Origin of the sequence: Aeromonas sp. TW 6, assembly GCF_013168745.1 — a bacterium.
GTDB classification, from domain to species: domain Bacteria; phylum Pseudomonadota; class Gammaproteobacteria; order Enterobacterales; family Aeromonadaceae; genus Aeromonas; species Aeromonas caviae.
On sequence record NZ_JABERS010000042.1, the window covers coordinates 13,806 to 33,349 of the forward strand.

Annotated in this window: 20 protein-coding genes and 1 pseudogene; 11 read left to right on the plus strand and 10 right to left on the minus strand. The window is 65.3% G+C overall.

Annotated elements, in window-relative coordinates; translation table 11 throughout:
- Entirely contained in the window at positions 1–468 is a 468-nt protein-coding gene (locus tag HKD46_RS17175) for an OsmC family protein (protein ID WP_010675697.1), read from the minus strand.
- A gap of 252 nt (positions 469–720) precedes the next feature.
- Between HKD46_RS17175 and HKD46_RS17180 the strand changes: the two genes are divergently transcribed.
- The 3 genes from HKD46_RS17180 (at position 721) to HKD46_RS17190 (ending at position 3,949) form a co-directional block, all read left to right on the plus strand.
- Positions 721–2,148, plus strand: a complete 1,428-nt coding sequence (locus HKD46_RS17180) for a PLP-dependent aminotransferase family protein (protein WP_171865713.1) — start codon at positions 721–723, stop codon at positions 2,146–2,148.
- Positions 2,149–2,250: 102 nt separating this feature from the next.
- Positions 2,251–3,135, plus strand: coding sequence for a hypothetical protein (locus HKD46_RS17185; RefSeq protein ID WP_043152958.1), 885 nt, complete (start codon positions 2,251–2,253; stop codon positions 3,133–3,135).
- Positions 3,119–3,949, plus strand: coding sequence for an ABC transporter substrate-binding protein (locus HKD46_RS17190; RefSeq protein ID WP_223930336.1), 831 nt, complete (start codon positions 3,119–3,121; stop codon positions 3,947–3,949). The genes HKD46_RS17185 and HKD46_RS17190 overlap by 17 nt, the downstream gene beginning before the upstream one ends.
- 15 nt (positions 3,950–3,964) lie before the next feature.
- On the opposite strand, the gene HKD46_RS17195 is transcribed toward HKD46_RS17190, so the two are convergent.
- Positions 3,965–4,840, minus strand: a complete 876-nt coding sequence (locus tag HKD46_RS17195; protein ID WP_171865714.1) for a LysR family transcriptional regulator — start codon at positions 4,838–4,840, stop codon at positions 3,965–3,967.
- Between the two features lie 128 nt (positions 4,841–4,968).
- Between HKD46_RS17195 and HKD46_RS17200 the strand changes: the two genes are divergently transcribed.
- Positions 4,969–5,370: a CidA/LrgA family protein gene (locus HKD46_RS17200; RefSeq protein WP_039040574.1), complete on the plus strand. Its 402-nt coding sequence runs from the start codon at positions 4,969–4,971 to the stop codon at positions 5,368–5,370.
- Complete coding sequence (locus tag HKD46_RS17205) at positions 5,363–6,052, plus strand: LrgB family protein (protein WP_010675703.1); 690 nt, start codon at positions 5,363–5,365, stop codon at positions 6,050–6,052. The genes HKD46_RS17200 and HKD46_RS17205 overlap by 8 nt, the downstream gene beginning before the upstream one ends.
- A gap of 67 nt (positions 6,053–6,119) precedes the next feature.
- On the opposite strand, the gene HKD46_RS17210 is transcribed toward HKD46_RS17205, so the two are convergent.
- Together HKD46_RS17210 and metB are read right to left on the minus strand one after the other, a co-directional pair.
- Positions 6,120–8,573, minus strand: a complete 2,454-nt coding sequence (locus tag HKD46_RS17210) for a bifunctional aspartate kinase/homoserine dehydrogenase II (protein WP_128296181.1) — start codon at positions 8,571–8,573, stop codon at positions 6,120–6,122.
- The gene (gene metB, locus HKD46_RS17215; RefSeq protein WP_069651922.1) at positions 8,573–9,751 is read right to left on the minus strand and encodes a cystathionine gamma-synthase; all 1,179 of its coding nucleotides are present in this window, start codon (positions 9,749–9,751) and stop codon (positions 8,573–8,575) included. Before metB ends, HKD46_RS17210 begins: the two co-directional genes overlap by 1 nt.
- Positions 9,752–9,974: 223 nt before the next feature.
- Between metB and metJ the strand changes: the two genes are divergently transcribed.
- From metJ to HKD46_RS17230, 3 genes are all read left to right on the plus strand, one after another.
- Positions 9,975–10,298 carry a met regulon transcriptional regulator MetJ gene (metJ, locus tag HKD46_RS17220; protein WP_005327165.1) on the plus strand — a complete coding sequence of 108 codons (324 nt, stop codon included), beginning with the start codon at positions 9,975–9,977 and terminating at the stop codon, positions 10,296–10,298.
- Between the two features lie 35 nt (positions 10,299–10,333).
- Positions 10,334–11,092 carry an AraC family transcriptional regulator gene (locus HKD46_RS17225; protein WP_171865717.1) on the plus strand — a complete coding sequence of 253 codons (759 nt, stop codon included), beginning with the start codon at positions 10,334–10,336 and terminating at the stop codon, positions 11,090–11,092.
- A gap of 84 nt (positions 11,093–11,176) precedes the next feature.
- Positions 11,177–11,515 (plus strand): tRNA-binding protein, encoded by a 339-nt coding sequence (locus tag HKD46_RS17230; RefSeq protein WP_103261510.1) that lies wholly within the window; start codon positions 11,177–11,179, stop codon positions 11,513–11,515.
- An 83-nt stretch (positions 11,516–11,598) separates the two neighbouring features.
- Here the strand turns inward: HKD46_RS17230 and HKD46_RS17235 are convergent, their stop codons facing one another.
- From HKD46_RS17235 to nudE, 3 genes are all read right to left on the minus strand, one after another.
- Positions 11,599–12,867: an aromatic amino acid transport family protein gene (locus tag HKD46_RS17235; protein WP_052815524.1), complete on the minus strand. Its 1,269-nt coding sequence runs from the start codon at positions 12,865–12,867 to the stop codon at positions 11,599–11,601.
- A gap of 411 nt (positions 12,868–13,278) precedes the next feature.
- On the minus strand, positions 13,279–14,091 hold the full coding sequence (gene cysQ, locus HKD46_RS17240) for a 3'(2'),5'-bisphosphate nucleotidase CysQ (protein WP_010675709.1): 813 nt from the start codon (positions 14,089–14,091) through the stop codon (positions 13,279–13,281).
- Positions 14,092–14,135: 44 nt separating this feature from the next.
- The gene (gene nudE / locus HKD46_RS17245) at positions 14,136–14,744 is read right to left on the minus strand and encodes an ADP compounds hydrolase NudE (RefSeq protein WP_039040577.1); all 609 of its coding nucleotides are present in this window, start codon (positions 14,742–14,744) and stop codon (positions 14,136–14,138) included.
- 147 nt (positions 14,745–14,891) lie between these two features.
- Between nudE and yrfG the strand changes: the two genes are divergently transcribed.
- On the plus strand, positions 14,892–15,560 hold the full coding sequence (yrfG, locus tag HKD46_RS17250; RefSeq protein ID WP_161470343.1) for a GMP/IMP nucleotidase: 669 nt from the start codon (positions 14,892–14,894) through the stop codon (positions 15,558–15,560).
- Positions 15,561–15,639: 79 nt separating this feature from the next.
- On the opposite strand, the gene HKD46_RS17255 is transcribed toward yrfG, so the two are convergent.
- Positions 15,640–16,746: a HisA/HisF-related TIM barrel protein gene (locus HKD46_RS17255; RefSeq protein ID WP_171865715.1), complete on the minus strand. Its 1,107-nt coding sequence runs from the start codon at positions 16,744–16,746 to the stop codon at positions 15,640–15,642.
- A gap of 116 nt (positions 16,747–16,862) precedes the next feature.
- On the opposite strand from HKD46_RS17255, the gene HKD46_RS17260 reads away from it, so the two are divergent.
- Entirely contained in the window at positions 16,863–17,768 is a 906-nt protein-coding gene (locus HKD46_RS17260) for a LysR family transcriptional regulator (protein ID WP_042864913.1), read from the plus strand.
- Here the strand turns inward: HKD46_RS17260 and tyrS are convergent.
- A complete protein-coding gene (gene tyrS, locus HKD46_RS17265; protein ID WP_103244687.1) occupies positions 17,763–19,028 on the minus strand; it encodes a tyrosine--tRNA ligase in 1,266 nt (421 codons plus the stop codon). The genes HKD46_RS17260 and tyrS overlap by 6 nt on opposite strands.
- Positions 19,029–19,174: 146 nt before the next feature.
- On the opposite strand from tyrS, the pseudogene HKD46_RS17270 reads away from it, so the two are divergent.
- Positions 19,175–19,357: pseudogene (locus HKD46_RS17270) on the plus strand (LuxR family transcriptional regulator); the annotation flags it as partial.
- A 64-nt stretch (positions 19,358–19,421) separates the two neighbouring features.
- Here HKD46_RS17270 and HKD46_RS17275 read toward each other — a convergent pair.
- The coding region (locus tag HKD46_RS17275; protein ID WP_139700475.1) for a transposase at positions 19,422–19,544 on the minus strand (123 nt) is incomplete at its 5' end.

Below are 19,544 nucleotides of genomic sequence, written 5' to 3' on the forward strand. Positions count from 1 at the left end.
CTAGATGACGATCTCTGTGGTGACGACGGTGTTGACCGAGTTGGCGATGAAGCACTCCTCATGGGCCTGGTGGTGCAACTGCTCCAGATCGGCCAGGGCGGGCTCCTGCTCTCCCCCGAAGATCACCCTGGGACGCAGGGTGACCCGGGTCATGGCGAGGCGACCTTGTCCGTTTTTCGCCATGATGCCGACCGCTTCGTCCCGGTAGCTCTCTACCCGATAGCCCGCCTTCGCCGCCAGCCAGAGGAAGGTGAGCATGTGGCAACTGGAGAGGGCCGCCACAAACGCCTCTTCCGGGTCCACATGTTCCGCCACCGAGTAAGGCAGCGGCACCACATGGGGAGAGGAGGAGGCCGGCACCCTGACCCCGCCATCAAACGCCCACTCATGGGCCCGGCTGTAACGCTGATCGACGAAGGGCTCATGCTCCCCCCGCTGCCAACTGATGGTGGCACTGTATTCCGACATGCAGACTCCTTGTGTTGCCAATCCGTGCCGCCTGCTGGCGCCACCCTGTGACCACCAATGTAGCGACAAAATGGCCTTGCCACGCCGACCAATTTTGCCAATATGGGCAGACCAATTTCATCGAGCCGCCACCATGACCATCCACCCCACCCGCTCTGCCCGTCGGTCGCCAGCCCCACAGCCGCGCCATGCCCTGCGGGCAGGATCCCTGCCTCGAAAGAGGCGCAACCCCCGCGCCAACGGGAGCACACCATGACCGTTCTGCCAACGCTCTTCGCCAGCCAGCAGCAAGGGGATCTGCCCCTGCACGAACAACTGGTGCGTACCCTGCGCGAGGCCATCCTGGCGGGCCACCTGCCCCTGCACAGCCGCCTGCCCGCCAGCCGTCTCCTGGCCCGGGATCTCGGTATCTCCCGCAGCACGGTGGAACTGGCCTATGGCCGGCTCGAGGCGGAGGGGTATCTGGTGCGCAAGGTGGGCGCCGGCAGCTTTGTCGCCCTGGCGGCGGTGCGCCCCGCGCCGCGCCCGCCCCAGTCAGCGGCTGGCCTCTCCCGTCGCGGCCAGGAGATGGCCCTGGGTGGCGCCTGTCACGACGTGCCCGAGGTGGGCACCACCTTTGCTTCCAGCCAGCCGGATCCCCGTCTCTTCCCCCAGGCACTCTGGGGTCGGCTGATGCAGCAACAGTGGCGCCAGCGCGCCAGCGACTGGATGAACTACGGGGATCCCCAAGGGCTGGAGGAGTTGCGGGCCGCCATCAGCAGCTATCTGGTGCAGTCCCGCGGCGTAGTGTGCGAGCCGGATCAGATCCTGATCCTCACCAGCTCCCAGCAGGGCATCCTGCTCGCGACCCAGCTGCTCATCGACGCCGGGGACACCGTCTGGGTGGAGGATCCCGGCTATCCGGGGGCTCGCACCGCCATGGAGAGCGCCGGTGCCCGGGTGCATCCGGTGCCGGTGGATGAAGAGGGGCTCAACCCTCATGGGGATCATCCTGCACCACGCCTCATCTACTGCACCCCGGCACACCAGTATCCCCTTGGCGTCCCCATGAGCCTGCCCCGCCGCATGGCGCTGCTGGCCGAGGCAGAGCGTCACGGCGCCTGGATCCTGGAGGACGATTACGACGGGGAGTACCAGTATGATCAGCGTCCCCTGCCCGCCCTGCAGGGGCTCGACGGCCAGGGGCGGGTGATCTATGTGGGCACCTTCAGCAAGGTGCTGTTCGGCTCGCTGCGCCTCGCCTACCTGGTGCTGCCCAGGCCGCTGATGGACTCCTTCTGCCGCGCCCGGGCCGCCGTCGACGGCCACAGCAACCAGTTGCAGCAAGCGGTCACGGCAGACTTCATCCGGGGCGGGCACTTCGCCACCCACCTGCGCCAGAGCCGCCTCCTCTACCAGAGCAGACGGGATCTGCTGCTGGCGGAACTGGCAGAGCACTGCCCGGGGCTTACTCCCATCCACAGCGGCGCCGGCCTGCAGTGCGCCGTGCTGCTGCCCCCCGGTGGCGAGGCGCGCTGGACCGATGCCGCCAACGCCTGCGGGCTGGGGCTGCGCCATCTGGGCCAGTTCTACCTGGGCCCGCCGACGCTGGAAGGGTGGCTGCTCGGCTTTGGCTGCCTCGACAACCAGACGCTGCGCCAGCTATGTCGTCGCCTGGGTCTCTTGATGAAATCCGCATGACCCCCTTCTCAAGAGGTCAGATCTGCCAGAGCCTGATAGCGCTGTGTCGACGGGAATGGCCCGTCTATACTGGGCACAATCCCGTTGCCTAACCCGGTCAAGATGCATCGAATCCTGCTCCTTTTGCTCGCCCTCTCCCTCCCGTCCCTCACGATGGCGGCCACCCGCTTCACCCTGATCACCGGGGAAACCCAACAGGATGTCCGCATGAATTATTACCGGGCGGCGATGCGGCTGGCGCTGGAGAAAACACGGCCCGATTACGGCGACTATGAACTGCTCGACGCCATCAGGATGAACAAGGCGAGGATGCGGCTCGAAGTGCAAACGCCGGGCAAGAATGCCCTCTTCATCGTCGACAGCTGGCCCCAGGAGATCCCTCAACCCGGCGTCACCCTGGTCCCCTTCCCCATCGATCTGGGCGTGCTCGGCTACCGGGTCTGTTTTGTCGGCAGCGCCCGTGCCCAGGCCCTGGCCGGGGTTCACACCCTGTCCCAGTTGCAGCAGTTCACGCAAGGGGTGGGCACAGGCTGGCGGGATGCCGACATCCTGCGCTACAACGGCTTCAGGGTGCAGGAGGTGGATAACTATGAGTCACTGTTTCGCCTGGTGGCCCGTGGCCGGATCGATCTCTTCTGCCGTGGTGCCAACGAGATATTGAGCGAGTGGAAAAACCACAGACCCGGCCTGCCGGGGCTGACCGTGGATAGCCATGTCGCCCTCTTCTATCCGCTCATCCACTCCCTCTACAGCCACGCCACCTACAGCAAGGAGCGCGAGCGCCTTTTGCGCGGCCTGCAACTGGCCTGGAAAGATGGCTCCCTGCAGCGCCTCTGGCGCCATCATTTCCAGCCTTCCCTGGTCTTTGCCCGGCTCGATTCACGCCAGATCTTCCGGCTGACCAACCCGCAGTTGCCCGACGAGAGCACCGACTACCGCTCCTATCTCTATGACCCGATGAGGGATGACTTTGGCATCGCTCCCTGACTGGCTCGCCGGTTTTCCCCTGTCAGGCAGGCTCCCCTTGCGCACTCTCTGCCTGGCGCTGCTGCTCTGGTTGCTGCCGACCTGCGTCATGGCCGCCCCCGGCAGCATTCGAGCCTGCATGGAGAACAGTGATTCGCCTCCCTGGTTGCTGATGTCCGGCGAGGGGATAGTGCAGTTCCACCTCAAGGAGGTGGCAAACCGGATCGGGCACCCCATCATTCTCACCCCCCTGCCCTGGAAACGCTGCCTCTCCCTCGTCAGCCAGGGCCAGCTCGATGCCGCCGTCAAGCTGAGCTACAGCGAAGAGCGTGCTCGCACCATAGGGGTCTATCCCATGCGACACGGAGCACCTGATCCCGCCAAGCGCCTGCTCACCGAGAGCTACAGCCTCTACCAGCCAAAAGGCGGACAGGTTCGCTGGGATGGCCGGCAACTCGTCGCCCATGGCGTCATTGCGGCGCAATCCGGCTTCTCCATCGTCGCCCAGCTGCAGGAGAGCGGTGTCAGGGTGGATGACTCCAGCAGGGAGCCACTGATCCTGCTCAAGAAGGTCGCGATGCAGCGCGCCGTTGCCGCCGCCCTGCAAACCGGGGTCGCAGAACGGACCCTGGCCGCCCACCCGCAGCTGCAGGCCACACTCGAGCGGATCACCCCTCCCCTGGTCGAAAAACCCTACTACCTCATCTTCTCCCACCCCTTCCATCAGGCCCACCCCGATCTCAGCCAACAGGTGTGGGACGAGATTGAGGAGGTGCGACACTCAGCAGCCTATGCCCGCTTCGTCACAGGCATGGCGTCACCGGGGACCCCCTAACCCCAGGCCCGCCCCTCAGCCCTGCTCGCGGCACAGGGCAAGCCAGGCCTCGGCGGTGCGGGAGAGGTAGCGATCCCCTGGCCAGATCACCCCGAGTCGCCAGCTCAGCGCCGGGGCCAGAGGGCGCAACACCAGCCCGTCCGGCGTCAGCCGCCGGCAGATGGGCTCTGGCAGGAAGGCGACCCCCATGCCGCTTCGCACCATGGCGGTGAGGAAGTCCCACTGGCTGCTGCGGGCCGCCACCTGGGGCACGAACCCGGCTTGCTCGCAGGCCTGCTCCAGCCGCTCGCTCAGGGTGAAGGCCTGGGTATAGAGCAGGAAGGGTTCGTCCCGCAGAGCCTCCAGCCGGATCTCGCCCCCCTCGCGCCAGCGGGGCAGGTCCGGTAGCACCACCCGGATGGGGTAACTGTCCAGATCCAGGGTGCAGAGGGCCCCCTCTTCCCTGGTCGGCAGCATGGTGATGGCGAGATCCAGCTCCCCCGCCAGCACCGCCTGCTCGATGCGCCGCCCGCCATATTCGACGATGGATAGCTCCACACCGGGGTAGCGGCTGCGATAGGTACGAATGAGATCCGCATAGACATGGCCCACCATGGGCGGGATGCCGAGAGCAAGACGCCCGGATTGCAGGCTCTGCAGATCCGCCAGCTCCGCCTCCAGCTGCTGCATCTCCGCCAGGATGGTCTGGGCCCGATTGAACAGCACCTGGCCGCTGTCGGTCAGGGTGAAGCGGCGGCCGACCCGGCTCAGCAGGGGCTGGCCCAGCTCCTCTTCCATGTTGCGGATCATTTTGCTGATGGTGGGCTGGGTGACGAACAGCTTCTCGGAGGCGCGGGTGAAGCTCTGCTCCCGCACCAGCTCGACGAAGTAACGCAAGGCTCGAATATCCATGGTGCTCTCTTGACGGGGATGGCTGGCTAAATCATGCCTATTTGGCATGATTTTGATAATTTAAATTCATTTTTTGCAGGTTTGGTCCCTCTCTATACTGTGAGCAGGTTCACAGAAAGACGCTTGCCATGAAAACCCTCTGCCTTCGCTGGTTGCAAACCCCCTTCCAAATCGCCCTGCTGGCGGCCATCTGGTTGCTGGCCGACATCGCAGTGCGCACCTTGCACCTGCCCCTGCCCGCCAACCTCACCGGCATGTTGCTGCTGCTGGTCTGCATCCTGCTCGGGGTGGTCAAGGCCCAGTGGTTCAGTGCCGGGGCCCGCTGGCTGCTGGCGGAGATGCTGCTCTTCTTCGTCCCCGCCGTGGTGGCCGTGGTCAACTATCAGGAGCTGCTGCTGCAGGAGGGGTGGCGCATCATGGTGGTCCTGATCGTCAGCACCGTGCTGGTGCTCGGCACTACGGCGCTGGTGGTGGACAGGGTCTATCGCCTCGAGCTGAAGCTGGCCCGCCGGAGTCGCCGCCATGTCTGACACCCTGCTCGGCCTGCTCTGCTTCGCCCTGACCCTGCTCTTCTACTACGCCAGCAAGTGGCTCTATGGCAAAAAGCGCATCCTGCCCCTGATGCCGCTGCTGCTGGCCCCCACCCTGCTGGTGGCCGTGGTGATGCTGTTCCACATTCCCTACCGGGACTACATGGCCGAATCCCACTGGCTGCTCTGGCTGCTGGGCCCTGCCACCGTCGCCTTCGCAGTGCCCGTCTACGAGAATCGCCAGCTGATGCGCCGCCACTGGCTCTCCCTCTCGGTCGGGGTCGTGGCGTCCGTGGTGATGGCGGTGGGCAGCACAGTGCTGCTGGCCCGCTGGCTCAACCTCTCCGAGCTGTTGCAGCGCAGCATGGCCATGAGATCCATCACCACCCCCTTCGCGGTGGAGGCGACCCGTTCTGTGGGTGGCAACGCCGATCTCACCGCCCTGTTCGTGGTGCTGACCGGCGTCATCGGCATGGCGGTGGGAGAAAGCGTGCTCACCGTGCTCGCCATCCGCAGCCGCCTCGGCAAGGGCGCGGGCTTTGGTGCCTCGGCCCACGGGGCCGGGACAGCCAGGGCCTATCAGATGGGCAACGAGGAGGGGGTGGTCTCCAGCATGGTGATGATGATCGCCGGCATGGCCACCGTGCTGCTCGCCCCCCTCCTGGGCCGGCTGTTCTGGTAACTCCACCACCCGATAACAGAAAAGGCGCCCTGGGGCGCCTTTTCTCATTGCATCGTGTCACGCAGCCTCAGAGGCTGGCGCAGATCTGCCAGAGATCGTACTGGATGGCGGCGGCCGTCACTTCCCGGCCCGCTCCCGGCCCCTGGATCACCAGGGGGTTGGTGCGATAGCTGTCGCTCTCGATGGCGAACACGTTGTCGCAGGGCAAGAGGTTGGCAAACGGGTGATGGGGCTCCAGCGCCTCCAGCCCGACGCGGGCCTTGCCGTCGTGTTCGAATCGGGCGACATAGCGCAGCACCTTGCCGACCCGGCGCGCCCCCTCGAAGGCGGTCTGGATAGGGTCATCCAGCTCCTTGAGCCTGTCCATGAACTGATCGGCGGTCACCTTGCGCAGGGCCACCGGCACCAGGTTCTCCAGCTCGATGTCGGCGGAGTCGAGCTCGAAGCCCGCCTCCCGCGCCAGGATGAGCAGCTTGCGGCGCACATCCTGACCGGAGAGATCCTCCCGGGGATCCGGCTCGGTCAGGCCGTGTTGCCACGCCTCGTCCACCAGTTCGGAGAAGGGGCGAGTGCCGTCATACTGCTGGAACAGCCAGGAGAGGGTGCCGGAGAAGATGCCGGAGACCCCCTGGATGCGGTCACCGCTCTGGCGCAGCATCTGGATGCTGGACTGGATGGGCAGCCCGGCCCCCACGGTGGCGTTGTAGCGCCATTGCACCTGGTGGTCGCGGCAGGTCTGCTTGATGCGCTGGTAAAACTCGCTGTCGGCGGCACCGGCAAACTTGTTGGCGGCGATGATGTGGATGCCGAGCTGGGCAAAGTCCGGGTAGTAGCGGCTCACCGTCTCGCTGGCGGTCATGTCGAGCGCGATCAGGGAGTCAAAACTGTGCTGCTCCAGCTGGGAGAGCAGCTCCGGCCAGATAAGCGGCTTGGGATTGAAGTTGTCCTGTACCTTGAGGGGATCCAGCCCCTCTTCGTCCAGCAGCCCGCCCTTGGAGTCGAAGACCCCGTAGAGGGTGAGCGCCAGATTGAGCTCATGCTCGAGGCGCGCCTTCTCGCGGGCGTAGAGCCCCAGCCAGTGACCGCCGATATTGCCTTTGCCGAACACCACCAGCCCGACCCGGGTCGGGCGGCTGAACAGGGCACTGTGCAGAGCGATGAGCAGCGGCTCCAGCACGATCTGGCGCAGCACGGCCACCAGGCTCAGGCCGTCTTTGGCCACCTGCACGAACTCCAGAGGCTGATCCGCCAGCAGCTGGTAGAAACGGTGGCACTGCTCGGCATTGTCGGTGACGCCGGCCCCCACCAGGGCGACCAGGCTGAACCCTTCCTTCTGGATGAGGCCGGTAAAGTTGCCCTGCAACTGGAAGTCACGGAGCACCTCGAAGGCCCCTTGTGCCACCTCCAGGGTGTAGGCCAGACGCAGCACCCGCCGATCCGGCTGGCGCTGCAGGGTGAGCGGATGGAGGCGATGGCGGGCCAGATGGGCCTCGATGGCCGCCACTGTCTGCTCAAAGTCAGTCTGCGGCAGCACCTTGAGCTCGATGAGGGCTATCTGATCCACCGAGGAGACGATGCGGGCACCGCCGGAGCGGGGCGCACGGCGCAGGATGTGGGTGCAGCCTTCGTCCGGATTGTAGCTGCAGCGCAGGGTGAGGCGCTGACGGCTGTCGGCCACCGGCTGCAGGGTACGCGAATGCAGCACCGAGGAGCCCAGGCGCGCCAGCTCGTTGGCCTCGGCCAGGCTCAGGCGCTCCAGCAGACGCGCCTCTTTCACCCGGCGCGGGTCGGCACTGTAGACCCCGGCCACGTCGCTCCAGATGGTAGTCGACTCCCCGTCCGCCAGCGCCGCCAGGAGGCTGGCACTGTAGTCGGAGCCGTTGCGCCCCAGCAGCAGGGAACGCCCCTCCATGTCGGCGGCGATGAAGCCGGTCACCACGATGCGACCGGCGTGCTCGGCCAGGCGGGCCTTGAGCAGCTCGCTGGAGAGGGCGGTATCCACCTTGATGAGGGCGCCGTCTTCTGCGCGCAGGAAACTGCGAGCATCGAGCCAGGCGGCCGCCTCACCCCGGCTGGTGAGCAGGGCAGCCAGCAGACGGGCGGACCACACCTCGCCAAAGGCGAGCAGGCCGTTGCGCTCGAAGCGGTCAAACTGCCCCTCCAGGGTCTTGGCGATCAGCTGCATGTCGCCCGTCAATTGCTGGCTCAGATCGAGGTGAAGCTCCCCTTCCAGCAGGCCGTCGATCAGGCTCTGCTGATAGGCGTGCAGGGCGGTGATGGCTTCGCCTGCGGCCTCATCCCCCGCTTCCGCCAGCTCCACCAGCTGGATCAGCCGGTTGGTGGTCTTGCCCGCGGCGGAGACCACCACCAGCTCGTTGCCCCCCACCTGTTGCTCGACGATGCTGGCGACCCGGCGATAACAGACCGGATCCGCCAAGCTGCTGCCGCCGAACTTGTGTACATGGCGCCGCTTGAAGACTGCCTCTGTTGCCACCACACACTCTCCTTGTTGTTGTTCCATTACTTCACCTGCTCTGCCTGTTGTGCCAACTGCGCCTGTTCAAACCCCTGGGCCAGATCGGCCACCAGATCCTCACCGTGTTCGATCCCCACCGACAGGCGCAGCAACTGGGCACTGATACCCGCCGCCTGCTGGGCCGCAGGGGTCATGGCCCTGTGGGTCATGCTGGCCGGATGGGCCACCAGACTCTCCACCCCGCCGAGGGACTCCGCCACCGAGAAGAGGCGCAGCCCCGCGAGGAAGGCGCGCAGCCCCGTCTCGTTGCAATCGAGCTCAAAACTTAGCATGGCGCCAAAGCCGGACTGTTGACGGCGCGCAATGTCGTGGCCCGGATGGCTCGGCAGGCTGGGGTGATAGATCCGCTTGACCAGCGGCTGCTGCTGCAAGAAGGCGAGGATGCGATCCGTGTTCTCCTGATGGGTGCGCAGGCGCGGAGCCAGGGTGCGCAGGCCCCGCAGGGTGAGGTAGGAGTCAAAGGCACCGGAGGTGAGCCCCAGGCAGTTGGCCCACCACACCAGGGAGTCGGCCAGAGCCTGATCCTTGGCGATCGCCACACCTCCTACCACGTCGGAGTGGCCGTTGATGTACTTGGTTGTGGAGTGGACCACCACGTCGGCACCAAGGGCCAGGGGCTGTTGCAGCAAGGGGGAGAGGAAGGTGTTGTCCACCACCACCTGGGCCCCCACCCCGTGGGAGGCCTCGGCGATGGCGGCGATGTCCACCACCCGCAGCAGCGGATTGGAGGGGGTCTCCACCCACACCAGTGCGGGTTTCTGGGCCAGTGCGGCGGCCAGCGCCCCCTCGTCTCCCTGATCCACGAACTGCACCTGGTAGTGGCCCTTGGCCGCCAGATACTCGAACAGGCGCCAGGTACCGCCGTAGCAGTCGTGGGGGGCGATCAGCAGATCCCCCGCCTTGAGCAGAGCCGTGGTCACCAGGTGAACGGCCCCCATGCCGGTGCCGGTCACCACGGCGCCGGCCCCCCCTTCCAGGGCCGCCAGGGCGTCCGCCAGATTGGTGCGGGTCGGGTTGCCGGAGCGGGCATAGTCGTATTGACGGGGCTCGCCAAAGTCGGCAAAGGTGTAGTTGCTGGAGAGGTAGATGGGGGGCACCACGGCACCGTGCTGCGTGTCTGTCTCAATCCCGGTGCGTACCGCCAGGGTGGCCTTGTGGGTCATGTCACTCTCCTTGATGGGTTGCCGGAGCCGGTCCGCCTCGTGGGTCGTCCAGCCCCGCTCTCATTTTCGCTGGCCGGACTGCCGGCCCATGGTGCACCACACTACGCCACCTTAAAAAAGCCGTCAACACTTCTAGACGTCTAAATGGCTTTGCTGTTGGATTGCCATTGAATTCCTTAAGGGTTAAAATCCGCGCTCACGGCCAAACGACTACAGGTGGAACATGGGTACAGAGTGGAACGGCGACTACGTCAGCCCCTATGCAGAGCACGGCAAGAAGAGCGAACAGGTCAAGAAGATAACCGTCTCGATCCCGCTCAAGGTGCTGAAGGTGTTGACCGATGAGCGCACCCGTCGCCAGGTGAACAACCTGCGTCATGCGACCAACAGCGAGCTGCTCTGCGAAGCCTTCCTGCACGCCTTCACCGGCCAGCCGCTGCCCTGTGACGACGACCTGCGCAAGGATCACCCGGACAGCGTCCCCGCCGAGGCCCGCGCCATCATGGAAGCCCTTGGCAAAGAGATCGAAGACTTCGACGCCGAGTAATGCGGCTGCCCATGGCAAACGATGCATCCCTTTCAATGACGCGGCCCGGTGCCGCGTCATGCTTATCTGCCGCCTCCCCCTTCAGCCTGCGTCACTACCAGAGCGACATACAGAGCCACAGTCATGACCACGCCCAGCTGGTGATCCCCCTCGTCGGCCCCCTCGAGATCGAGGTGCAGGGCCGGGGATGTCGCCTCGCCCCCGGTTTTGCCTGCATCATCGCCCCTGGCCTTCGCCACGACTACGCCGCCGACCCGGCGCACGTGTTTCTGGTGCAAGAGAGCCACTGGCTGCCGGCAGCCCTGGGGGACCGCCCCTTCGTCGAGCTGGATGAGGCCCAGCGCCACTACCTCGCCTTCCTGCACCGCATGGTGGCCGAGGGGCGCCACGTGGCCGGCATGGATCAAGTGTGGCTCGGGCTGCTGACCGAGGGACGCGGCATGGGCCCCGCCGTCGCTCCCCGCATAGCCCCTCGTATCGCCAAGGTGCAGCGTCATATGGAAGCCCACCTCGCAGACCCCCTCACCAACGAGGAACTCGCCGCCATCGCCTGCCTCGGCCTGAGCCAGTTCAAACACGCCTTTCGCCAGCAGGTGGGCACGAGCGTCTCCCACTACCTCAGGATGCGGCGCATGGCGCTGGCCCGCACCCTGCTGGCCCAGACCGCCCTGCCCATAGGCGAGGTGGCCAGCCGCTGCGGCTACCAGAACCAGGGAGCCTTTGCCGAGCGTTTCCTGGCCGAGACCGGACTGACCCCTTCCCTCTGGCGCCGGCAAAACGGCTGCCTGCCGTAATCGGTCGGCTCTTTGCCGAAGACAATCCCCGGGCACTCGAGGCATGCTGAGGCTCATGCAAGGTATGGGCAACGAGGAGCCAAGATGCAGACCATAAGCTGGCAGGATTTCGAGATGGTGGAGCTCAGGGTGGGCACCCTGGTGCGGGTCGAGCCCTTCCCCGAGGCGCGCCGCCCCGCCTACAAGGTGTGGGCGGATTTCGGCCCCGAGATCGGGGTGCGCAAGAGCAGCGCCCAGATCACCGACCTCTATCGACCGGAGGATCTGGTGGGCCGCCAGATCGTCGCCGTGGTGAACTTTCCCCCCAAGCAGATAGGCCCCATCCAGTCGGAGTTTCTGCTGACCGGCTTCTATCGCCCGGATGGCGCCGTGGTGATCGCCATCCCCGAGCAGGCGGTGGAGAACGGCGCCAAGCTGGGGTGAGACGACGGCAAGGCAACCAGAGAGCAGAAGCAAGAGAGGCGACCCCCGGGGTCGCCTCTCTTGTTTGATGCAGACGGCCTGGCTTATTTCAGCAGGCTGAACAGCAGGGCCGAGACCGCCAGGGCACCGGTCAGCAGGATGAAGCCGTTGACCCAACGGTGACGGAAGCGGGCCAGCGCCTCCACCTTGTAGATGGCCACCACCGGCATGATGAAGAGGATCATGGCGATGACGGGACCGGAGAGGGTCTCCATCAACCCCAGAATCCCCGGGTTGATGATGGCGGCGCCCCAGATGGCGAAGAACATCAGGGCGATGCCGAGCTTGTCCGCCTTCGCCAGCGGCAGGCCGGTGGGCTTGGCGATCAGGCTTTTCAGGCTCTCGCGGGCACCGAGGAAGTGGCCGAGGAAGGAGGAGCTGATGGCGATGAAGGCGATCAGCGGCCCCAGGGTCACGATCACCGGGTTGTCGGTGATGTTGGCGAGATAGGAGAGCACGGAGACGTTCTGGGCCTTGGCCTCGGCCAGCTGGGCCGGGGAGAGGCTCAGCACGCAGGAGAAGACGAAGAAGAGCACGAAGCCCACCAGCATGACGGTGGTGTTGCGCAGGATCAGGCCGCTCTTGGTTTCGGCCTGCTCCCCGTACTCTCGGCGCTGCACGTTGGCAAAGCCCGAGATGGCGGCGGCGTGGCTGAAGGCGAACACGGTGACCGGCAGCGCCAGCCAGACGGTGTTGAGGAAGCTCGAGCCTTCAAAGGCGGTCACTTCCGGCCACTGCCACTGGGGAATGAGGTAGCAGGAGAGGGCCAGCAGGATCGCCGCCAGCGGGTAGACCATGACGGCGAAGGCCCGCAGCATCGCCTTCTCGCCGGCCAGCATCACGGCGATCATGGCGAACACCAGCACGCCGGAGAGCATCACCCGATCCGGGGAGGCCAGGCCTAGCTGGTTGACCATGAAGCTCTCCACCGTGTTGGTCAGCCCGACGCCGTAGATGAGCAGGATCGGGAAGATGGAGAGGAAATAGAGCGCCGAGATGAGGCGCCCGGCCATCTTGCCGAAATGCTCCTCGGCCACCTCGGTGAAGTCGGCCTGGGGGCGCGACGACGAGAGCACGAAACGCGCCAGCCCGCGGTGGGCCAGGAAGGTCATGGGACCGGCCAGCACGGCGACGATGATGAGGGGCCAGATCCCCCCCAGACCCAGGTTGATGGGCAGGAACAGAATGCCGGCGCCGACGGCGGTACCGAACAGGCTGATGACCCAATGGGTGTCGTGGCGACGCCAGCCGGTGCTGGCCATGGTGGAGGGGGAACCGGACAGCTCCCGTGAGACGTCTGCAGATAAACTCATCGATAAATCACTTTTACGTAGTATTAAAATCTAAAAACATTGTGCTCCTTTAGCATTTAATTCTCAAAAAGGGAGACTGGCAGATCTCACTGGCAAAGCCCTGTTCCACCAGTGAGATTGGGAGGAAATCTCACCCCGGATTATTCAATTAATCCTGATAAAAACCAAAAGTTAGGAATATAAAACCAAAATTAAAACCCACACCGATTTTTTGTTTCGATGAAATGCATGTTTTCAGAATTAACTGAAAATTATGCCAGTGCAGCCAGATTGGATGTGATGATCCACTGCCGTTATCGCCATCACTAGCGAATCTCCCTAAAATCCCCGTAACCAGCCAGTGGATCACACCAATGCAATCAGGCGACCCTGTGGTCGCCTGATTGCATTCCCTGCGAGCTGGTCGACCCGTCAGTGGGCCAGAATGCGACCCCAGGCGAGATCCGGGTCCCCCATCACGATGAAGTCCGGGTTCTCCAGCGACTCGGTCTCGTTGTAGCTCAGCGGTTGCAGCGCCAGGCTGAGGATGCGCCCCCCTGCCGCCTCCACGATGCACTGGGCGGCAGCGGTATCCCACTCCCCGGTGGGGCCCAGGCGCACGTAGCAATCCGCCACGCCTTCCGCCACCAGGCAGGACTTGAGGGAGCTGGAGCCGAGCGGGATCAGCTCGTAGTGGATGGCCGGGTTGAGGCGACGGGTCAGGTTCTCCAGTTTCTGGCGGCGGCTGATGGCCACCACCAGGGAGTCAGGCTGATCGTGTTCATGATGGATGGCGCTGATGGGACGGCTCTCGCCGTTCGCCTCCTTGAAGGCGCCGTGACCGCGCACCGCCCAGTAAAGCAGATCGGATTCGGGAGCATAGATGACCCCGAGCACCGGGACATTGTCCCGCACCAGGGCGATCAGGGTGGCGAAGTCGCCGCTACCTGCGATGAACTCGCCAGTGCCGTCCAGCGGGTCCACCAGCCAGTACTGGCGCCAGTTCGCACGCTGGCTGAAGGGGATGTCGGCCGCCTCTTCGGTCAGCACGGGGACATGGGGAGTGAGCGCTGCCAGCGCCTGTTTGAGGTAGGCATCGGCAGCAAGATCGGCACTGGTGACCGGGGTCGCATCCTCCTTCAACTGGCGTTCGAACTGACCGCCGCGATAGATCTCGTGAAGGATCCTGCCCGCCTCACGGGCGATCTCCTTGACCTCGGGTATCCAGGCCAACAACTCCTGCATGGTGCTTACCTCTGCCTCTGATTGCCAAACAGACCCTCTGCGGGCTAATTTCCCTGCTCCGCCAGCCATTTGCTGGCCAGCAGCAGGGCACTGATGCTGCGCGACTCGGTGAAGTCCGGTCGTGCCAGCAACTCGTCGATCCGGTTGAGGGGCCAGGGGATCACCTCGAGAGGCTCGGGCTCGTCACCGACCCGCTGCTCGGGGTAGAGATCCCGCGCCAGCAAGATGTCCATCCGGCTGGAGAAATACCCCGGCGCCAGCGACACCTGCTTGAGCAGGGTCAGGCTGCTCGCCCCGAAGCCCGCCTCCTCCATCAGCTCCCGGTTGCCCGCCTCGAAGGCATTTTCACCGGGGTCTATCAATCCCTTGGGGAAACCCAGCTCGTAGGAGTGGGTGCCCGCCGCGTACTCGCGCACCAGCAGCAGGGTGTGGGCATCGAACAGGGGCACCACCATGACGGCACCCCGATTGCCGCCGCGCATCCGCTCGTAGACCCGCTCCTCGCCGTTGGAGAATTTCAGGTGAAGGGACTCCACCTTGAACAGCCGGCTCTCGGCCACGATCTCGGCCTTGAGGATCTCCGGCTTGCTCTTGTCATGGGCCATGGTCTCGACACTGAGGTGGACGGGATTGCGCTTGTGAGGATCGCTCATCGGGGGCTGACTGCTCGTTAAAAAATCGTGTTTCAAGAGTAAACGACTCCCCTGCCGAACACCACGGGGCAAAGAGGGGAAAGATGTCTTAAAAATCCGTTATAATGCGCCCCGTTTTTCCCATCACCACAGACATCGCGAGGCCCCATGTCGACTCCCCTGCCCTGGCACCAGATTGATACCGTGTTGCTCGACATGGATGGCACCCTGATCGATCTCCATTTTGACAGCCATCTGTGGCAAACCCTGGTGCCGGCGCGCTACGCCGAGCGACTCGGCCTGCCGCTGGCCGAGGCGAAGGCGCAGATAGACACCCACTATCATGCGGTCAACGGCACCCTCGACTGGTACTGCGTGGATTACTGGACCCGGACGCTCGGGCTCGACATCCGCGCCCTCAAACAGGAGATCCTGGAGAAGATCCAGTGGCGCCCCAACGTCATTCCCTTCCTGACCGCACTCAAGGCCGCCGGCAAGCAGGTGGTGCTCTTCACCAATGCCCATCCCGCCAGCCTGTCGGTGAAGGATGCACGCCTCGGCCTCGCCCAGCACCTCGATCTGATGGTGAGCACCCATGAGCTCGGGTGGTCGAAGGAGAGCCAGCACTGCTGGCAGGCACTGGCCGAGCGGCTGGCGTTCGACCCGGCCCGCACCCTCTTCGTGGATGACAGCGAGCGGATCCTGGCCGCCTCGGCCGAGTTCGGCATCGCTCACCAGCTCGGCATCCGTCACCCCGACAGCCAGATGCCGCCGCTCACCTTCCAGCACTTCCCGGCGCTCGAGGACTACGCCGACCTGCTCCCTCTCGGCGCCTGACACGCACAAGGCCCTCTTCACGAGGGCCTTGTCACATCAGCTCAACAGCCTGCCGAGCGCATCCCGTTCATGAAAGCCCTCAGGCCGCATCGCGCGGGGCCAGCGCCCCCATGCCGACCAGGTAGTCGAGGGCGCTTGGGGTGAAGCCGACCTCCGTGAGGTGCGCCGCCGTAAAAGGGGCTGCATGCAGAGGCAGGCCGCGGCTCACCCGTTCCATCCAGTCCGGATTGCCAAGGGCCGCCGTGCCCACCGCCACCAGATCGGCGCCACCGGCCAGAGCCCGCTCCGCCGAATCTGCGTCGCTAATCTTGCCCGCCACCATGAGCGGCACCCGCCCGGCCAACCCGACCCTTACCGCCTCCAGCAGTGCGCCGCCGTCGGGATCCCCCGCCACCGCCTTGAAGCTGTCCCCCATGGAGAAGTGCAGGTAGTCGATCCCCTCGTCCGCCAGCAGGCGCGCCACCGCCAGCTGATGGGCCAGTTCGATGCCCTGGATATGGGCATAGCTCTCGGGGGAGAGACGCACCCCGACCAGGAAGCCCCGGGGTAGACGGGCGCGAATGCCGCGCACTATCTCCACCAGGATCCGCGCCCGGTTCGCGAGGCTGCCACCCCAGCGGTCGGTGCGCCGGTTGTGCAGGGGGTTGAGGAAGTTGCAGAGCAGGAAGTGGTGGGCTGCGTGCAGCTCGACCCCATGCAGGCCGGCGCCATGGGCCCGCTCCGCAGCGCTCACAAAGGCGTCAATGAGCGTCAGAATCTCCGCCTCGCTCAGCCCCTTGACCCCGAGGGGGTAACGCCCGCCCGGCGCCAGCGCGCACGGGCCGACCGGCGCCCCGTCGTTCAGCTCGGGCAGAGCCCGCATCCCGCCGTGATGCAGTTGCACCACCGCCAGTGCCCCGGCCTGCCGCGCACTGTCGGCCAGGGCCGTGAAGGCCTGCTGCTGGGCGTCCGTCATCAGGGCAGGCTGCCCCGCCCAGCAGCGTCCGCCGGGCCGCACCTGGGTGGCGGCGGCGATGAGCAGGCCGAAGCCGCCACGGGCGCAGCGCGCCAGCCAGTCGAGCTCGGCCTGGCCGGGATCACCGCCTGCGCCGCTCATGTTGTGGGTCAAAGGGGCCAGCACGGCCCGGTTCTTGAGCCGCAATCCGGCTCGCTCGAAGTGGAAGCTGTCGCCCAGTGTCTTGTTCATCGTCCTCTCCCGGGATAGCAATGGCATGGCGGCCACTATAAACCCGGGCTATGAGGATATAATCAGGCACTCAAGCAAAACATTCATTCCCAGCAAGACACAATAGGCCACCCCTCATGAGTCACCACAAGCTCGACACCCTCTACCTGATGCGCCTGCTGGTCGCCATCGTCCGCTGCGGATCCTTCGCGGCGGCGGCGGCCCAGCTCGGCATCACCCCGAGCAAGGCGTCAAAAGATCTGCGCCACCTGGAGCAGAGCCTCGGCAGCGTGCTCCTGAGCCGCACCACCCGCCGGGTGCAACTGACCGACGCAGGAGAGCTCGCTTACCGCCAGGCCGACCAGATGATCGCCCTGCACGAGCAGTTGCTGGACGGCCTGCAGCGCCGCCGCTCGGCACTGTGCGGGGAGCTGCGCATCACGGCGCCGGATCTCTGGGGAGAAGTGGTGCTGACTCCGGTGCTGCTGCGCTTTCGCGCCGACCACCCGGAGGTGCGGATCATCGCCGACTTCAGCAATACCCCGGCCGACCTGCTGCGCGACAACCTGCACGTGGCGTTTCGCAGCACCGAGCTCGGCACCCAGCCCTACCTGGCGCGCCCCATCGCGGTGGACGATCTGGTGCTCTGCGCCAGCGCCGACTACCTGGACCGCCACCCGCCCCTCAGCACACCCCAAGATCTGCACCAGCACAGCCTCATCACCCGCAGCCAGGAGTACGGCCGCCACGAGCGCTGGCCCCTGCTTGCCCAGGGGCGCGAGATCCCTCTCGAGGTAGCGGGCGAGCTGGCCTTCAGCAGCAAGAAGGCGATTCACCAGGGGATGCGCCAGGGACTGGGGATAGCCCGCCTGCCGCGCTACCTGGTGGCGGCCGAGCTGGCCGAGGGGGTGGTGCGCGAAGTGCTGCCGGACTATCGCCCCAAGGGGGCCCATTTCTACGCCCTCTATACCCAGCGCCGGGCCGAGTCGGCCCTGGTCGGCCACTTCCTCGACTACGTCATCGAGGCGCTCACCCCTTCATGAGCAGATCACCAGGTGGTACTGCTTCTTGCCCCGGCGCAGCAGCAGGTAGCGGCCGAACAGCCGATCGTCGGCGGTGAGCGGCTCATCCCGGCGGATCGCACCGTTGACGCTGACGGCCCCCGCCGCCAGCAGCTCGCGGGCGATCCGCTTCGAGTTGGCCAGGCCGCACTCCACCAGCAGGGTCACCAGATCCGTTTCCCCCTTGATGGGGCTGCTTGGCATGCCATCTTGCGCCAGCTGGGCCAGATCGCTCTCCCCAAGGCGCGCTACCTCGCCACTGAACAACGATTCGCTGATGCGCTGCGCCGCCGCCAGCGCCCCCTTGCCGTGTACCAGTTCGGTCAGCTCGTCCGCCAGCACCTGCTGGGCCAGCTTGCGCCCCTGCCGCTTCGCATCCTCCGCCTCCAGCGTCTCAATCTCGGCCAGCGGCATAAAGCTGTAGTAGCGCAGGAAGCGGTAGACATCCTCGTCCGCGGTGCCGAGCCAGAACTGGTAGAAGGCGTAAGGGGAGGTGAGCGCCGGGTCGAGCCAGATAGCGCCCCCCTCGGTCTTGCCGAACTTGGTGCCATCGGCCTTGGTGATGAGCGGCAGCGTCATGCCATAGACCTGGGCCTGATGCAGCCGCCGTGTGAGATCCATGCCGCTGGTGATGTTGCCCCACTGGTCGTTGCCGCCGATCTGCAGGGTGCAGCCGAGGCGCTGGTTGAGCACGGCGAAGTCCTGGGATTGCAGCAGGGTGTAGGAGAACTCGGTGAACGAGATGCCCTGATCCGGACGGGCCAGGCGCTGGCGCACCGATTCGCGGGCCAGCATGGCGTTGACCGAGAAGTGCTTGCCGATGTCCCGCAGAAAATCGAGGGCGGACATCTGCCCCATCCAGTCGGCGTTGTTGACCAGCAGCGGCGCCGCCAGCCCGTCGCTCGCCGGCAACAGGGCGCTTATCTGGGCCGACAGGCTGGCGACCCAGCCCTGCACCGTTTCGGCGCTGTTGAGGGTGCGCTCGCTTGCCTTGAAGCTGGGATCGCCGATAAGGCCGGTGGCCCCGCCCACCAGGGCCACCGGGGTGTGGCCCGCCAGCTGGAAGCGGCGCAGCATCAGCAGTGGCACCAGGTGGCCGATGTGCAGGCTGCCAGCGGTGGGATCGAACCCGCAGTAGACGGTGCGAGGGGTGGCAAGATGGTCGGCCAGCGCCACCGGGTCGGAATTCTGGGCCACCAGGCCGCGCTGGGTCAGCTCATCGAGCAGGTGAGGATTTGTCATGGAGGGCTCCAACAGCAAGAGAAAGAGGGCCATCCTCGCCGTTTTGCGGTGCTGGCAGATATGTCCCCCAGGGGACAGTTTTGCCACTCCCGTGCTAGCATCCTGCCATCGTGGGGAAACCATTCCCTGACCCGGAGCCCATCGCCATGCCCCCGTCTCCTGCCACGGATACCCTGAGCCTGACCGCCGCCGTCGATGCCCTGCACGGCAGCGGCTTCCCGGCAGCCCTGGTTCGCCTCATCCAGCAACAGGTGGCATTCGACTGTGCCTTGCTGCTCGGGGTGGGGCTGCGCCCCGTCTACCTCTACGACAACCTGCATCATCAGCGCAATGCTGTTCACTTAAGAGAATTTGAGTTCCAGTCCACGTAGTATCAGGGCTAAAAAATGAGGTTCATCGCGGCTTTCCGGGGAAGGCCGCCTTGATTTTCAGAAAAAAGTATTCTGAGTCCCTAAATCCATATGCCATACGCTTTATCACTTTGATCTTGTTGTTCACCCCTTCCAGCACACTCGT

Coding starts and splice junctions, on each gene's coding strand:
- HKD46_RS17255 (WP_171865715.1), bottom strand. CDS start 16,746: ATGAACAAGACACTGGGCGACAGCTTCCACTTCGAGCGAGCCGGATTG.
- HKD46_RS17230 (WP_103261510.1), top strand. CDS start 11,177: ATGCAGACCATAAGCTGGCAGGATTTCGAGATGGTGGAGCTCAGGGTG.
- metB (WP_069651922.1), bottom strand. CDS start 9,751: ATGACCCACAAGGCCACCCTGGCGGTACGCACCGGGATTGAGACAGAC.
- metJ (WP_005327165.1), top strand. CDS start 9,975: ATGGGTACAGAGTGGAACGGCGACTACGTCAGCCCCTATGCAGAGCAC.
- HKD46_RS17200 (WP_039040574.1), top strand. CDS start 4,969: ATGAAAACCCTCTGCCTTCGCTGGTTGCAAACCCCCTTCCAAATCGCC.
- HKD46_RS17210 (WP_128296181.1), bottom strand. CDS start 8,573: ATGGAACAACAACAAGGAGAGTGTGTGGTGGCAACAGAGGCAGTCTTC.
- HKD46_RS17235 (WP_052815524.1), bottom strand. CDS start 12,867: ATGAGTTTATCTGCAGACGTCTCACGGGAGCTGTCCGGTTCCCCCTCC.
- HKD46_RS17225 (WP_171865717.1), top strand. CDS start 10,334: ATGACGCGGCCCGGTGCCGCGTCATGCTTATCTGCCGCCTCCCCCTTC.
- HKD46_RS17175 (WP_010675697.1), bottom strand. CDS start 468: ATGTCGGAATACAGTGCCACCATCAGTTGGCAGCGGGGGGAGCATGAG.
- nudE (WP_039040577.1), bottom strand. CDS start 14,744: ATGAGCGATCCTCACAAGCGCAATCCCGTCCACCTCAGTGTCGAGACC.
- HKD46_RS17185 (WP_043152958.1), top strand. CDS start 2,251: ATGCATCGAATCCTGCTCCTTTTGCTCGCCCTCTCCCTCCCGTCCCTC.
- HKD46_RS17205 (WP_010675703.1), top strand. CDS start 5,363: ATGTCTGACACCCTGCTCGGCCTGCTCTGCTTCGCCCTGACCCTGCTC.
- HKD46_RS17195 (WP_171865714.1), bottom strand. CDS start 4,840: ATGGATATTCGAGCCTTGCGTTACTTCGTCGAGCTGGTGCGGGAGCAG.
- yrfG (WP_161470343.1), top strand. CDS start 14,892: ATGTCGACTCCCCTGCCCTGGCACCAGATTGATACCGTGTTGCTCGAC.
- cysQ (WP_010675709.1), bottom strand. CDS start 14,091: ATGCAGGAGTTGTTGGCCTGGATACCCGAGGTCAAGGAGATCGCCCGT.
- HKD46_RS17180 (WP_171865713.1), top strand. CDS start 721: ATGACCGTTCTGCCAACGCTCTTCGCCAGCCAGCAGCAAGGGGATCTG.
- HKD46_RS17260 (WP_042864913.1), top strand. CDS start 16,863: ATGAGTCACCACAAGCTCGACACCCTCTACCTGATGCGCCTGCTGGTC.
- tyrS (WP_103244687.1), bottom strand. CDS start 19,028: ATGACAAATCCTCACCTGCTCGATGAGCTGACCCAGCGCGGCCTGGTG.